Below are 15,695 nucleotides of genomic sequence, written 5' to 3' on the forward strand. Positions count from 1 at the left end.
TCGGATATTCAATATTTTCAATTAAATTGATTTTCACGAAATCAATTTAAATAAAAATCAATTTGAGTTAAATCTCAAATTAACAGGTTAACAAGATTTCAAAGACATTATCCATCGGCCGGCAAATCAACATTACATTGCTGAAAGAATTTGCCGATGCGCAAACGTTTGCTATTTCATTTGTCTTACTTTTGAGGCGTTCGCTTGTGTAACCCAGCCCACACAACAAGTGTAAGTACATGATTTTCATACAAAAATATTGACAACCCCAAGCAAGCCAGAACCCAACGAGACACATTCTTACATCTTTCAAAATCATTCTTCATTGACACGCAGAAACGCGGTTCATTAACCATCTTTTAACTTTCAAAACCGTCTATTTATCACTTTTTATCAATCTATAAAAACCACCTCCAATAAACTCCGCCCATCAATTTTGAGATTCGCGCGAGCGCACGGAGCATTCCTCTAACAAAAGAGACCGGTGTGTGGCGTGCACATTTGGAGGTAGCAGGACATGAACCGCACATACCGCTCGATCTGGAACGAAGCTCTTGGCGCCTGGGTCGCGGCATCGGAACACGATTCGGCCCGGGGCAAGCCGAACAAGTCGGCCGTCGTGAAGGCCGTTGCAGCCGCCGTTCTCGTCGCGGGGGCGGGCGTCGCGCATGCGCAGTATGTAGCAGGCAACGGCGGGGGCGGCGTCTCCGCAACGGGCGCACAGGCGATCGCAATTGGCGGTAACAACGGGAGCACCACGACGGCCAGTGGTTCGACGTCGATTGCAATCGGCGCGAACGCAACGGCGTCGGGCAACTATTCGCAGGCTTTCGGTCAGGCCACGACGGCGACCGGCGCAAGCGCGATCGGTATCGGCTCGGGCGCAAAGGCGCTGAACACGGGGGCGACGGCGGTCGGCAACGACTCCACGGCGTCGGGCAGCAGTTCGATCGCAATCGGCGGCGGCAACAGTTCGGGCTCGGGCGGTGCCGTTGCAGCCGGCACCAACGCCATTGCTTTGGGCCGCTTTTCCAACGTCAACTCGGCAACGACGTCGGGTATCGCGATCGGCTCGAACGCGGTCGTCACGTCGGCAGGCACCAACGGCACGGCACTTGGTTCGGCGGCCACCGCGGCCGGCTCCGGCGCGTCCGCCATCGGCAATGCCGCGACGGCAACCGGCACCAACGCCCTGGCACTCGGCGGCACGGCCAACTACGCGTCCAGCGTCGCGATCGGTGCAGGCAGCGTGACCGGCGCTGCGGCACCGAGCGGGACGGGCTACCTCACCGGCAGCGCCGCACCGCTGTCGGAAGTGTCCGTCGGCAGCTCCACGGCACTGCGCCGCATCACCAACGTCGCCGACGGCTCGGCACCGCAGGACGCGGTCACCGTCGCCCAGCTCAGCACCGGCATGAGCACGACCACGAGCGCGATCGGCAGCCTGTCGACTTCGACGTCGACCGGCCTGTCGTCGGCAAACAGCTCGATTTCGTCGCTCTCGACCTCGACCTCGACTGGCATCAACTCGCTGTCCACGGGCATCAGCTCGGCCAATAGCTCGGTTACGTCGCTTTCGTCCTCCACGTCGACCGGCCTTTCGTCGGCGAATAGCTCGATCCGTTCGCTGTCGACTTCCACGTCAACCGGCCTCTCGTCGGCCAACAGCTCGATCACTTCGCTGTCGACGTCGACCTCGACCGGCATCAACTCGTTGTCCACGGGCATCAGCTCGGCAAACAGCTCGGTCACGTCGCTTTCGTCGTCCACGTCGACGGGTCTGTCGTCAGCTAACAGTTCGATCACGTCGCTGTCCACCTCGACCTCGACCGGCATCAACTCGTTGTCCACGGGCATCAGCTCGGCTAACAGCTCGGTCACGTCGCTGTCGTCGTCCACGTCGACGGGTCTGTCGTCGGCCAACAGCTCGATCACTTCGCTGTCGACCTCGACTTCGACCGGCATTAACTCGTTGTCCACGGGCATCAGCTCGGCTAACAGCTCGGTCACGTCCCTGTCGTCGTCCACCTCGACGGGCCTGTCGTCGGCCAACAGCTCGATCACCTCGCTGTCGACCTCGACCTCGACCGGCATCAACTCGTTGTCCACGGGCATCAGCTCGGCTAACAGCTCGGTTACGTCGCTTTCGTCGTCCACGTCGACGGGCCTCTCGTCGGCTAACAGCTCGATCACTTCGCTGTCGACCTCGACCTCGACCGGCATTAACTCGTTGTCCACGGGCATCAGCTCGGCCAATAGCTCGGTCACGTCGCTGTCGTCGTCCACCTCGACGGGTCTGTCATCGGCCAACAGCTCGATCACTTCGCTGTCGACCTCGACCTCGACCGGCATCAACTCGCTGTCCACGGGCATCAGCTCGGCCAATAGCTCGGTCACGTCTCTGTCGTCGTCCACGTCGACCGGCCTCTCGTCGGCCAACAGCTCGATCACTTCGCTGTCGACCTCGACTTCGACTGGCATCAACTCGTTGTCCACGGGCATCAGCTCGGCCAACAGCTCGATCACTTCGCTGTCGACCTCAACCTCGACCGGCATCAACTCGTTGTCCACGGGCATCAGCTCGGCCAATAGCTCGATCACTTCGCTGTCGACCTCAACCTCGACCGGCATCAACTCGTTGTCCACGGGCATCAGCTCGGCAAACAGCTCGGTCACGTCTCTGTCGTCGTCCACGTCGACGGGTCTGTCGTCGGCCAACAGCTCGATCACCTCGCTGTCGACCTCAACCTCGACCGGCATCAACTCGCTGTCCACGGGCATCAGCTCGGCTAACAGCTCGGTTACGTCGCTGTCGTCGTCCACGTCGACGGGCCTCTCGTCGGCCAACAGCTCGATCACGTCGCTTTCGACCTCCACGTCGACGGGTCTGTCATCGGCCAACAGCTCGATCCTGTCTCTGTCCACGTCGACCTCGACCGGTATCTCGTCGCTGTCCACCGGTCTCAGCTCCTCCACCAGCTCGATCACCTCGCTGTCCACGTCGACCTCGACCGCGATCGAAGCCGCCAAGACGCATTACTACAGCGTCAACGACGGTGGTACGCAACAGGCCAACTACTACAACAACGGCGCGACCGGCGTCAATTCGCTCGCCGCCGGCGTGGCCGCCAGCGCCGCGGGTACGAGCAGCGTCGCAGTCGGCGACACCGCGAACGCGAAGGCAAACGGTGCAGTCGCGATCGGCCAGAACGCGACGGCCAACAACGCCGGCGACGTTGCACTCGGCAGCGGCTCCACGACGGCGGCGCCGAACCCGACGCCGACCGGCACTGTCGGTGGCGTGACGGCGACGTTCCAAGGCGGCAATCCGACCAGCGTGGTCAGCGTGGGTGCGCCTGGCGCCGAGCGTCAGGTGACCAATGTCGCGGCCGGTCGGATCGCCGCGAACAGCACCGATGCGATCAACGGCTCGCAACTCTACGCTACCAATTCGGTCGTGGACTCGCTGTCGACGACGGTGTCGACGTCGGGCAGCGCCATCGCGTCGCTGTCGACCGGTATCACGTCGCTGTCGACGGGCCTCAGCTCGACCAACAGCTCGGTTACCTCGCTGTCGACGTCGACGTCGACGGGCCTCTCGTCGGCCAACAGCTCGATCACTTCGCTGTCCACCTCGACCTCGACCGGCTTGTCGTCGGCCAATAGCTCGATCACCTCGCTGTCGACCTCGACGTCGACGGGGCTCTCGTCGGCCAACAGCTCGATCACTTCGCTGTCCACCTCGACCTCGACCGGCTTGTCGTCGGCCAATAGCTCGATCACCTCGCTGTCGACCTCGACGTCGACGGGGCTCTCGTCGGCCAACAGCTCGATCACTTCGCTGTCGACGTCGACGTCGACGGGTCTGTCCTCGGCGAACAGCTCGATCACGTCCCTGTCGACCTCGACCTCGACCGGTCTCTCGTCGGCTAACAGCTCGATCACCTCGCTGTCGACTTCGACCTCGACTGGCCTCTCGTCGGCGAACAGCTCGATCACGTCCCTGTCCACGTCAACGTCGACGGGCCTGTCGTCCGCGAATAGCTCGATCACGTCGCTGTCGACTTCGACCTCCACCGGCCTGTCCTCGGCGAATAGCTCGATCACGTCGCTGTCCACCTCGACTTCGACCGGCTTGTCGTCGGCAAACAGCTCGATCACTTCGCTGTCCACCTCGACTTCGACCGGCTTGTCGTCGGCAAACAGCTCGATCACTTCGCTGTCCACGTCGACCTCGACGGGTCTGTCGTCGGCGAACAGCTCGATCACTTCGCTGTCCACCTCGACGTCGACGGGCCTGTCCTCGGCGAACAGCTCGATCACCTCGCTGTCCACGTCGACCTCGACCGGCCTGTCGTCGGCAAATAGCTCGATCACTTCGCTGTCGACGTCGACCTCGACGGGCCTGTCCTCGGCGAACAGCTCGATCACTTCGCTGTCCACCTCGACCTCGACCGGCTTGTCGTCGGCCAACAGCTCGATCACCTCGCTGTCGACCTCGACTTCGACGGGCCTCTCGTCGGCCAACAGCTCGATCACGTCCCTGTCGACCTCGACCTCGACCGGCCTGTCGTCGGCAGACAGCTCGATCACTTCGCTGTCCACGTCGACCTCGACGGGCCTGTCCTCGGCCAACAGCTCGATCACTTCGCTGTCCACGTCGACCTCGACGGGCCTGTCCTCGGCCAACAGCTCGATCACTTCGCTGTCCACGTCGACCTCGACGGGCCTGTCCTCGGCCAACAGCTCGATCACTTCGCTGTCGACTTCGACCTCAACGGGCCTCTCGTCCGCGAATAGCTCGATCACGTCGCTGTCCACGTCGACCTCGACCGGCTTGTCGTCGGCCAACAGCTCGATCGATTCGTTGTCGACCTCGACGTCGACGGGCCTCTCGTCCGCGAACAGCTCCATCACGTCGCTGTCCACGTCGACCTCGACCGGCCTGTCCTCGGCGAACAGCTCGATCACTTCGCTGTCGACCTCGACCTCAACGGGCCTGTCGTCGGCCAACAGCTCGATCGATTCGCTGTCGACTTCGACCTCGACGGGTCTGTCGTCGACGAATAGCTCGATCACTTCGCTGTCGACCTCGACCTCGACTGGCCTCTCGTCGGCGAACAGCTCGATCACCTCGCTGTCCACGTCGACCTCGACCGGCTTGTCGTCGGCCAACAGCTCGATCGATTCGTTGTCGACCTCGACGTCGACGGGCCTCTCGTCCGCGAACAGCTCCATCACGTCGCTGTCCACGTCGACCTCGACCGGCCTGTCCTCGGCGAACAGCTCGATCACTTCGCTGTCGACCTCGACCTCAACGGGCCTGTCGTCGGCCAACAGCTCGATCGATTCGCTGTCGACTTCGACCTCGACGGGTCTGTCGTCGACGAATAGCTCGATCACTTCGCTGTCGACCTCGACCTCGACTGGCCTCTCGTCGGCGAACAGCTCGATCACCTCGCTGTCCACGTCGACCTCGACCGGCTTGTCGTCGGCCAATAGCTCGATCACCTCGCTGTCGACCTCGACGTCGACGGGGCTCTCGTCGGCCAACAGCTCGATCACTTCGCTGTCGACGTCGACGTCGACGGGTCTGTCCTCGGCGAACAGCTCGATCACGTCGTTGTCCACCTCGACCTCGACGGGTCTGTCGTCCGCGAACAGCTCGATCACCTCGCTGTCCACCTCGACCTCGACCGGCCTGTCCTCGGCAAATAGCTCGATCGATTCGTTGTCGACCTCGACGTCGACCGGCCTGTCGTCGGCGAACAGCTCGATCACGTCGCTGTCCACGTCGACCTCGACGGGCCTGTCCTCGGCGAACAGCTCGATCACCTCGCTGTCCACGTCGACCTCGACCGGCTTGTCGTCGGCCAACAGCTCGATCGATTCGTTGTCGACCTCGACCTCGACCGGCCTGTCCTCGGCGAATAGCTCGATCACGTCGTTGTCCACCTCGACTTCGACCGGCTTGTCGTCGGCGAACAGCTCGATCACGTCGTTGTCCACCTCGACCTCGACGGGTCTGTCGTCCGCGAACAGCTCGATCACGTCCCTGTCGACCTCGACCTCGACCGGCCTGTCGTCGGCGAACAGCTCGATCACGTCGTTGTCCACCTCGACCTCGACGGGTCTGTCGTCCGCGAACAGCTCGATCACGTCCCTGTCGACCTCGACCTCGACCGGCCTGTCCTCGGCAAATAGCTCGATCGATTCGCTGTCGACTTCGACCTCGACGGGCCTCTCGTCGGCAAACAGCTCGATCACGTCGTTGTCGACTCGACCTCGACCGGTATCAGTTCGCTGTCCACCGGCCTGAGCAGCACGAACAGCTCGGTGTCGTCGCTGTCGACTTCCACGTCGACGGGCCTGTCCTCGGCGAACAGCTCGATCACCTCGCTGTCGACCTCGACCTCGACCGGCATCAACTCGCTGTCCACCGGCCTGAGCAGCACGAACAGCTCGGTGTCGTCGCTGTCGACTTCCACGTCGACGGGCCTGTCCTCGGCGAACAGCTCGATCACCTCGCTGTCGACCTCGACCTCGACCGGCATCAACTCGCTGTCCACCGGCCTGAGCAGCACGAACAGCTCGGTGTCGTCGCTGTCGACTTCCACGTCGACGGGCCTGTCCTCGGCGAACAGCTCGATCACCTCGCTGTCGACCTCGACCTCGACCGGCCTTTCGTCGGCAAACAGCTCGATCACGTCCCTGTCGACCTCGACCTCGACCGGCCTCAACTCGCTGTCCACTGGCCTGAGCAGCACGAACAGCACGATCCTGTCGCTGTCCACGTCGACGTCGACCGGCATCGGCTCGCTGTCTACCGGCCTGAGCAGCACGAACAGCTCGGTGTCGTCGCTGTCGACCTCGACGTCGACCGCGATCAACGCAGCGAAGACGCACTACTACAGCGTCAACGACAACGGCACGCAGCAAGCCAACTACGACAACACGGGCGCAACCGGCACCAACGCCCTCGCCGCCGGCGTGAACGCCAGCGCGGCGGGCGCCAGCAGCGTGGCCGTCGGCGACGGCTCGAACGCGCAGACCGCAGGCTCGGTCGCGATCGGCCAGAACGCGTCGGCAACGGGCGGCAAGGCCGTGTCGATCGGCTCGGGCAACACCGCGTCCGGCGACGGCGCGGTCGCGATCGGCGATCCGAACGTGGCGACGGGTACCGGCGCGGTGGCGATGGGTGCGAACAACACGGCGACCGGCGACGGCGCGGTGTCCCTCGGCAACCAGAACACCGCAACCGGCGCCAGCGCGCTCGCCCTCGGCAGCGCGAACCAGGCCACCGCGGACAACACGATCGCGCTGGGCAACCAGGCCACGGCCAGCGCCACCGGCGCCCAGGCCTACGGCTCGGCCGCCAAGGCCACGGCCGCCGACGCGCTCGCCTTCGGCACGAACGCGCAAGCGAACGTCGCGAACTCGATCGCACTCGGCGCCAACTCGGTCACGGCCGCGGCCGTCGGCACGTCGAGCGCCACGATCGGCGGCGTCCAGTACTTCTTCGCGGGCAGCTCGCCGGTCGGCGTGGTCAGCGTCGGTGCACCGGGCGCGGAACGCCAGATCACGAACGTCGCCGCCGGCCGGATCTCGGCCACGAGCACGGACGCGATCAACGGCAGCCAGCTGAACGCGACGAACAACGCGATCAACACGCTGTCGACGTCCACCGCGTCGAACGTCGCGTCGCTGTCGACCGGCATCAACTCGCTGTCGACCGGCCTGAGCACGACGAACAGCAACGTGGCATCGCTGTCCACGTCGACCTCGACCGCGATCAACTCGCTGTCGACGGGCCTCAGCACGACGAACAGCAACGTCAACTCGCTGTCGACGTCGACCTCGACGGGCATCGGTTCGCTGTCCACCGGCCTGAGCACGACGAACAGCAACGTGGCCTCGCTGTCGACCGGCGTGACGAACATCAACAACACGCTGAACTCGCTGTCGACGTCGATCAACAACAACACGACGCGGACGGCGAACAACAACGGCGTCGCGGCCGACATGAACGGCAAGGGCACCGACGTCCCGACCGTCACCGCCGGCTCGAACTCGGTGGCGATCGGCGCGAATTCGAACGACGGCGGTCGCTCGAACGTCGTGTCGGTCGGCAACGACAAGCAGCAGCGCCAGATCACGAACGTCGCGCCGGGTACGCAAGGCACCGACGCGGTGAACGTGAACCAGTTGACGCAGGTGCAAACGACGCTGTCGACGGCACTGTCGGGCCAGCAGGCGCAGATCAACTCGCTGGGTTCGCAACTGCAGCAGACCGACCAGATGGCGAAGCAGGGTATCGCGGCCGTCGGCGCGATGGCGTCGATCCCGCAGCTTGATCGCGACGCCAACTTCGGGATGGGCGTGGGCACGTCGACCTTCCTCGGCCAGAAGGCGATGGCGGTCAACATGCAGGCGCGCATCACGGAGAACCTGAAGGCGTCGATCAACGGCGGCTTCAGCGGCGGTCAGAAGGTGATCGGCGCCGGCATGCTCTATCAGTGGAAGTAACGCGTCGCGCCACGCGGCCGTCCGGCTCGCCAGCCGGACGGCCCGTGGCGGCCCCGACGGCCAGACGAACCCGCCGCGCAACCCGTGGCGGGCTTCAGTCAACCCAAGCATTGAGGATGTAACCGTGAACAAACTCGCTCTTGCGCTCGCGCTCTCCGCAACGGCCCTGGCCGCATGCTCGACCGCATCCGGCCCGACCTTCAGCGCCTCCGAACTGCAGCCGCGCGACGGCGTGCGTACCTTTCAGGTGGACTGCCACGGCCTGCTGTCGGGCCCGCAGACCTGCATGAAGGCCGCCCGCAAGATCTGCGGCGAAGAGCCGGTACGCGCCGTCGACTCGGCCCGCGCGCTGCGCGACAAGTCCGATCCCGCGACGCTCGTGTTCCAGTGCGGCGCCGCACCGGCCGAAGCGGCCTCGGCCGCCACGCCGGCCACCGCCGCCGTTGTCGAACAGGTGAACCTGTCAGGCGACGCGCTGTTCGCCACCGACCACGCAACGCTCGCACCGACGGCGCGCGAATCGCTCGACCGCCTGCTGAACGAGCGCAAGGACCACACGTACTCGCAGGTGACGGTCACCGGCTTTACCGATTCGGTGGGCAGCGACGACTACAACCTCGCGCTGTCGAAGCGCCGCGCCGAATCGGTCGCCGCCTATCTGAAGGCACACGGCCTGAAGGCCGACTCGATGACGGTGTCGGGCCGCGGCAAGGCCGATCCGGTCGCGTCGAACGCGACGCCCGAAGGCCGCGCGAGCAACCGCCGCGTCGAAATCCGGCTGCAGCACTGAGCAGCCGCCCGCCGCACGTGCGGCGGCCCGGTCCGGCAGGCCGCCAGGGCCGCGCCGGGCAACGCGGGCGCCGCTTCGCCGGCGCCCCGCCCCCGTGGGCCGGTGGGTATGTCAAAGTTCGTCACGGCCTGCCAAAAACGGCGATTTCCATGCCACAATCGCCGCAGACAGTCGCCGGGGCAGCCTGCCCGAATCGCGCGCCGTGCCAGGCGTGCCCGACGACACGCCGGAATCCGGCTGCCGCCCTCGCGAACCACGTCGCCCGATTCGCGTGCCGCGGCGCACCGGCGCGAATCCAACCATGACAACCCACGGCGCGCCGCTTCCAGGCCAGACGCTCGACGCGATGCCCGGACGCACGACGCCGCAGAGGAAACCAACCGGTGACGGACATCAATGAAGCCGCCGCGCGCGGCACCCGCAAGCAACGGCCGGCGGTCGGCATCTCGCTGTTTGCGCGCGACGGCCAGGCGATCTGGGAAAACGGCATTCACCAGAACATCGCGTTCCTCGCGATGATGCTCAAGCGCTCGGATCGCGTCGGTCCCGTCTATTTCCTGAACGGCGGCGACGCGAACGCGCTGCCGGCCGGCCTCGAACTCGACGGCCTCGACATCCCGCTCGTGAAGCCCTCCGACGTCACGCACGAACTCGACGTCGTGATCGAAATGGGCGCGCAGCTGCCGGTCGAATGGCTCAGGCACATGAAGGCGCTCGGCAAGAAGATCGCCGCGTTCTTCTGCGGGCACGTCTATGCGGGCCTGTGCGAAACGCCGATCTTCGGAAAACCGTCGGGACACGTGTTCAACGGCGCGCCGTTCGACGAAGTGTGGCTGCTTCCGCAATACGACAAGACCGCGGCGCCAATGCTGCAGACGATCCTGCGCGCGCCCGTCCACCTGATGCCGCACATCTGGTCCCCATACTTCCTGGAGCGCCGCGCCGCCGTGCTCGCCGGCGAAGGCGCATCGTTCGGCTATCGGCCGGGCCAGCGCCCGTGGCGCCTCGCGATGCTCGAGCCGAACATCTCGGTCGCCAAGTCCTGCCACTACCCGATGCTGGCATGCGACGCGTTCTACCGCGCGCGGCCGGACGCGGTGCAACACATGTTCGTCGTCAACTCGATGCACATGAAGGAACATCCGACCTTCGTGCACTTCGCGAACAGCCTCGACCTCGTCCGCCAGCACAAGGCGACGTTCGAACCGCGACTCGACCTGCCGGGCTTCATGGCGCGCCACGCGGATGCGGTCGTGTCGCACCACTGGGAAAACGGGCAGAACTATCTGTATTACGACGTGCTGTACGGCGGCTATCCGCTGATCCACAATTCCACGCTGATCGGCGACGCCGGCTATTACTATCCGGACTTCGACGCCGCCGCGGGCGGCCGCGCATTGCTCGAGGCGTGGCTGCATCACGACGAACGCCTCGACGATTACCGCGCGAAAGCCGGCCGGCTGCTGCAGTCGGTCTCGATCGACAACCCCGCGAACCTCGACGCGTTCGTCTCGCGTCTGGTCGCCTGAACCGGAGCATACGCATGTCGGACTCCAATGCCCGTCAAGCGCCCGGCGAGGGCAAGCGTCTCGTCGTCGGCGTGTCGCTGTTCGTGCGCGGCGCCGGCCAGTCGCTATGGGAAAACGGCATCTTCCAGAACTGCCTGCTGCTGATCCTGCTGCTGCGCCAGTCGCCGCTCGTCGCGCAAGCCGTGATGGTGAACGGCGGCGAACAGGTCGCCGATCCGCAAATGATGCTCGGCGAGTGGGACGTGCCGCTACTGTCGATGGACGAAGCGCTGGAACGCTGCGACGTGCTGATCGAAATGAGCGCGCAGTTCGGTGCCGACTACCTGCGCGCGTTCCGCGACCGCGGCGGCAAGGTCGTCACGATGCGGGTCGGCAACGACTACGTGATCGACATCGAACGTGCGATGTTCAACAAGCCGTCGGGCTTCCTGTTCTCGGGCGCGCCGTACGACGCGGTCTGGACGATTCCCGAGTTCGAGCGCTCGTGCCTGCATTATTACCAGACCGGCCTGCGCGCGCCCGTCACGATCGTCCCGCACATCTGGCATCCGATGCTGTTCGACAAGGCGCGGGCGACGCTCGGCGCCGGTTTGTCGTTCGGCTATCAGCCCGGCAAGCCGCGCTGGCGCGTGACGATGTTCGAGCCGAACATCTGCATGGTGAAGACGAGCGTCATCCCGATGCTGGTGACCGAGGAGGCATATCGCGCGAAGCCCGATTTCCTCGAGTTCGTGCGCGTGTGCAACACGATCCACCTGAAGGAACATACGACGTTCGTCCACTTCGCGAAGAGCCTCGACATCGTGAACCACGGCATCACGACGTTCGAAAGTCGTTACGCAGTGTATGAGTTCATGGCCGCGTACGGCGATGCCGTGGTGTCGCACACGTGGGAAAACGCGCAGAACTACCTGTACTACGAGCTGCTGTACGGCGACTATCCGCTGATCCACAACTCGCCGTTCCTCGGCAAGGCCGGGTATTTCTATCCGGACTTCGACTGCCAGGCCGGCGGCCGCGCGCTGCTGCAGGCGTTCGCCGAGCACGACGCGAATCTCGACGCGTACCGCGAGCAGTCGAAGCACGTGCTCGACTCGGTCAGCATCTACAACCCCGAGAACGTCGCGGCCTATACGGACGCGATCGCCACCCTCTACCGCGACGCGTGACGCGCCGCCCTTTCCGGACTCCGACATGAACGCACGCCTGCCTCTTACCCGCGCCAGATGGCTGATCGGCTGCGCCGCCGCTTCGATCGCACTCGGCGCGCACGCGCAATCGGCCGGCGAATCCGCCGACGCGCTGCTCCGCGACTCGGATGCGGTGTTCAAGCAGCTCGACGCCGGCCAGTACGGCGCGGTGTGGACCGACGCCGCCGCGTTCGTGAAGGCGCGCATCAAGCAGGACCAGTTCGCGGCCGACATGCAGCATGCGCGCCAGTCGGTCGGTGCGGTCAGCCGTCGCGGCTGGGCGCAGGTCACGCGGATCCGCTACACGAATGCGTCGACGACGCCCGATGGCCTCTACGCGAACGTCGACTACACCACCACGCTGACGAGCGGCGCAACGGTCTACGAGAAGCTGAGCTTCCGCCTCGAAGACGACGGCCGCTGGCACCTGACGGGCTACGTGCCGCGCCAATCGCAGAACTTCGCGCAATAAGCCGCCCGCCCCACGGAGCCGCCCCGATGAAACTCAATGTCGCGATTACGATGAACGTGCAGCGCGACGCGACGCAGTCGATCTGGTACAACGGCGCGAACCAGCACTGCGTGTACCTGTACATGCTGCTGAAGCAGTCGCCGCTGATCGGCGAAGTCTGGCTCGCGCACGACAACGGCATCACCGAGTATCCGCAGGCGTTGATGATGGACGCGTTCGGCGACGCGCTGCGGCCGCTGTCGGCCGTCGTCCACCAGACCGACCTGCTGATCGAGATGAATGCGTTCGTCGATCCGTCGCACACGGACGCCGTGCGCCGGCGCGGCGGCAAGTGCGTGTCGTACCGCTTCGGCAACGACTACGTGATCGCGGTCGAGACGATCAACTTCGAGAAGAACGACTGGAAGCCGAACCCGCACCGCGTGCAGTTCGACGAGATCTGGACCAACCCGCAGCACATGCACACGTGCGCGGCCTATTTCCAGGCCGTGTACCGCGCGCCGGTGATCGAGCTGCCGCACATCTGGTCGCCGTATTTCATCGAGCGCAGCCTCGACGCCGATCCCGAACTGAAGGCGCGCTTCGGCTACCGCAATCACGGCACGGCCAAGCGCATCGCGTTCTTCGAGCCGAACCTGAACGTCGTGAAGAGCGCGATCGTGCCGATGCTCGCCGCGAACGCGTGCTACGTCGCGCATCCGGAGCTCGTCGAGCACGTGTACATGACCAACACGTTCGACAAGAAGGAAAACGTCGCCTTCAAGCATCTCGCGCTCGGGCTCGAGATGGTGCGCGACGGCAAGGCGACCGCCGACGTGCGCGCGCCGTTCGTCGCGTGGGCCGCGCATCACACCGACATCGTCGTGTCACACCACTGGGAAAACGGCCTCAACTACCTGCTGTACGACGCGCTGTACGGCAACTACCCGCTCGTGCACAACTCGCCGTTCCTGCGCGACGTCGGCTATTACTATCCGGACTTCGAGATCTTCGATGCGGCGCGTGCGATCGCGACCGCCGCACAGACGCACGACGCGCGTCTCGACGACTACGCGGCGGCGGCGCGCCGCTGCCTGCACCAGGTCGACACGCTCGCCGAGCACAACGTCCGCGCATACTCCGAGCAGATCCAGACGTTGTTCGCCGGCCGCGCACTCGGCTGACCGCCTTCGCTCGCGTTCACGTCCATGAACCAGACCATCCGCAACTTCGTCGTGATCGATTCGATCCACGGCCCGTTTCTCATCAACCGGCACTGCGCGCTGCAGGCCGAGGCATTGATCAAGACCGGCCGGCCACATATCCAGGGCGAACTCGACACGATCCTGCACGTGATCGAGCAACTGCCCGACGGCGCGATCGCGGTGGACGGCGGTGCGAACGCGGGGCTCGTGTGCGTGCCGGTCGCGCACCGGCTGCGCGCGCGCGGCGGCCGCGTGTACGCATTCGAGCCGCAGCGCACGCTGTTCCATGCGCTCGGTGGCACCATCGCGCTCAACGAGCTCGACAACCTCCACCTGCTGAACATGGGGCTGGCCGCCGCCAACGGCACGATGAAGGTGCCCGATGTCGACTACGGGCAGGATGCCGATTTCGGTTCGGTGTCGCTCGTCGACGGGCAATCATCGGACGGCACGCCGACGCCGGTCGTCCGGCTCGATTCGCTCGGCCTGCCGCGCCTGGATTTCCTGAAGCTCGACATCGAAGGGATGGAGATCGACGCGCTGCGCGGCGCGCGGCGGCTGATCGAGACGCATCTGCCGTGGTGCTGGATCGAATACTGGAAAGTCGGCGAGGCGCCGATCATCGATACTTTCGCCGGTCTCGACTATACGTTCTACCGGATCGACGGACTGAACATGCTGTGCGTGCCGAACGCACGCTGGGACCGGCAGCGCCTGCTGATCTCGGGCGACCCGCTCGCCGTCGGATCGGCGACCGGAAACGGCGCGGATCAGGCGGCGGCCGCACCCGCCAATGCCGACGCCGACGCGCCCGAAACGAACTGGAACCGCGCACTCGACCACGAGTCGCGCGGCGAGTGGGGGCATGCGATCGATCGCTGGCAACGCGCACGCGGCCGCGGGCTCGACGACGATGCGATCGCGTTGCAGCTTGCGTCGTGCTACGGCTTCGCCGGCGCACCCGAGGCCGGGCTTGCGGCACTCGACCATTTCGGGGACCCGGCCGCACTGCCCGACGCGGCGCGCGGGCGCATCGAACTGGCGCGCTCGGCACTGCTGCTGCGCGCCGGCCGGCGCGACGAGGCCGCGCGCGCCACCATCGACAGCGAAAACGTGCTGACGTCCGCACAGTTCGGGCTGCCGACGGAGCGGCTCTACCAGGGCCAGCCGCTGCACGGCAAGCGGCTGCTCGTGCTCAGCTACGGCGGCATCGGCGACCAGCTTCAGTACGCCCGCTACCTGCATGCGCTCGACGCGCTCGGCTGCGCCGGCGTGACCGTGGTCGTGCCCGACGCGCTGGCCGGCCTGCTGCGCCATACGTTCCCGCGTATCGAATTCGTCGGCGCGCACGGCGCGTGGGTCGACACATCGCAGATCGCACACGACTACTGGTGTTCGTTCCTGATGCTCGCCGCGCAGTTCGGCTACGCGCCGGCGCCGGACGGTGCGCCACCCGCTTACCTGGCGTGTCCGCCCGCGCATGCCGACGCATGGCGCGAGCGCGTGGCGCGCGACGGCCACGCGGCCGGTACGCGCCGCATCGGGCTCAACTGGCGCGGACGCGACGAAAGCGACGCACGCTTCCATCGCGCGGCCAGCCTGCGCGACTTCGCCCCGCTTGCCGGGATGCACGGCTACGCCGCGTACTGCATCAACCGCGACCTGTCCGCACAATCCGAACAGTCGGACCTGCCGGTCACCTTCCCGCATCAGGCGATCGGCGATTTCAGCGATCTGGCCGCGCTGATGCTCGCGATGGACGCCGTGGTGACCACCTGCACCGCGCACATCCATCTCGCCGGCGCGCTCGGCGTACCGGCCGTGCTGCTGCTCAGCCCGAAAGCCGACGCCCGCTGGGAAACCGGTTCGCGCAGCGCGCTCTATCCGGGCATCCGGATCGTGCGCGCCGCGCACGTCGGCCGATGGGACGATGCAGTCGACCGCGCGATGGCGCTGGTGCTGGGCGGTTTCGGAAAGGATTGACCGGCTTGACTGGCCGCGCGA

Annotated in this window: 9 protein-coding genes; 8 read left to right on the top strand and 1 reads right to left on the bottom strand. The window is 65.4% G+C overall.

Going from position 1 to position 15,695, the window contains the following annotated elements:
• The first annotated feature begins 517 nt into the window (after nucleotides 1-517).
• Entirely contained in the window at nucleotides 518-6,319 is a 5,802-nt protein-coding gene (locus AC1VVG_RS18035; RefSeq protein WP_482837181.1) for an ESPR-type extended signal peptide-containing protein, read from the top strand.
• On the opposite strand, the gene AC1VVG_RS18040 is transcribed toward AC1VVG_RS18035, so the two are convergent.
• Nucleotides 6,264-6,890 carry a hypothetical protein gene (locus AC1VVG_RS18040; RefSeq protein WP_482835976.1) on the bottom strand — a complete coding sequence of 209 codons (627 nt, stop codon included), beginning with the start codon at nucleotides 6,888-6,890 and terminating at the stop codon, nucleotides 6,264-6,266. The genes AC1VVG_RS18035 and AC1VVG_RS18040 overlap by 56 nt on opposite strands.
• Between AC1VVG_RS18040 and AC1VVG_RS18045 the strand changes: the two genes are divergently transcribed.
• The 7 genes from AC1VVG_RS18045 to AC1VVG_RS18075 all read left to right on the top strand — a co-directional run bounded on the left by AC1VVG_RS18045 (nucleotide 6,853) and on the right by AC1VVG_RS18075 (nucleotide 15,674).
• On the top strand, nucleotides 6,853-8,526 hold the full coding sequence (locus AC1VVG_RS18045) for a YadA family autotransporter adhesin (RefSeq protein ID WP_482835977.1): 1,674 nt from the start codon (nucleotides 6,853-6,855) through the stop codon (nucleotides 8,524-8,526). The genes AC1VVG_RS18040 and AC1VVG_RS18045 overlap by 38 nt on opposite strands.
• A 124-nt stretch (nucleotides 8,527-8,650) precedes the next feature.
• Nucleotides 8,651-9,316, top strand: a complete 666-nt coding sequence (locus AC1VVG_RS18050; RefSeq protein ID WP_034190563.1) for an OmpA family protein — start codon at nucleotides 8,651-8,653, stop codon at nucleotides 9,314-9,316.
• Between the two features lie 383 nt (nucleotides 9,317-9,699).
• Complete coding sequence (locus tag AC1VVG_RS18055) at nucleotides 9,700-10,845, top strand: DUF2827 domain-containing protein (protein WP_034190564.1); 1,146 nt, start codon at nucleotides 9,700-9,702, stop codon at nucleotides 10,843-10,845.
• Nucleotides 10,846-10,859: 14 nt separating this feature from the next.
• Nucleotides 10,860-12,014 carry a DUF2827 domain-containing protein gene (locus AC1VVG_RS18060; RefSeq protein ID WP_034190565.1) on the top strand — a complete coding sequence of 385 codons (1,155 nt, stop codon included), beginning with the start codon at nucleotides 10,860-10,862 and terminating at the stop codon, nucleotides 12,012-12,014.
• 25 nt (nucleotides 12,015-12,039) lie between these two features.
• Entirely contained in the window at nucleotides 12,040-12,507 is a 468-nt protein-coding gene (locus AC1VVG_RS18065; protein WP_034190566.1) for a DUF4019 domain-containing protein, read from the top strand.
• 26 nt (nucleotides 12,508-12,533) lie between these two features.
• Nucleotides 12,534-13,670: a DUF2827 family protein gene (locus AC1VVG_RS18070; protein ID WP_124671050.1), complete on the top strand. Its 1,137-nt coding sequence runs from the start codon at nucleotides 12,534-12,536 to the stop codon at nucleotides 13,668-13,670.
• 24 nt (nucleotides 13,671-13,694) lie between these two features.
• The gene (locus tag AC1VVG_RS18075; protein ID WP_482835978.1) at nucleotides 13,695-15,674 is read left to right on the top strand and encodes an FkbM family methyltransferase; all 1,980 of its coding nucleotides are present in this window, start codon (nucleotides 13,695-13,697) and stop codon (nucleotides 15,672-15,674) included.
• The last annotated feature ends 21 nt before the right edge of the window (nucleotides 15,675-15,695 follow it).

Source organism: Burkholderia sp. L-4, from assembly GCF_056856535.1.

Bases quoted from the DNA above. Each gene is read 5' to 3' on its own strand.
- AC1VVG_RS18035 (WP_482837181.1), top strand. From the start codon at position 518: ATGAACCGCACATACCGCTCGATCTGGAACGAAGCTCTTGGCGCCTGG.
- AC1VVG_RS18060 (WP_034190565.1), top strand. From the start codon at position 10,860: ATGTCGGACTCCAATGCCCGTCAAGCGCCCGGCGAGGGCAAGCGTCTC.
- AC1VVG_RS18065 (WP_034190566.1), top strand. From the start codon at position 12,040: ATGAACGCACGCCTGCCTCTTACCCGCGCCAGATGGCTGATCGGCTGC.
- AC1VVG_RS18070 (WP_124671050.1), top strand. From the start codon at position 12,534: ATGAAACTCAATGTCGCGATTACGATGAACGTGCAGCGCGACGCGACG.
- AC1VVG_RS18075 (WP_482835978.1), top strand. From the start codon at position 13,695: ATGAACCAGACCATCCGCAACTTCGTCGTGATCGATTCGATCCACGGC.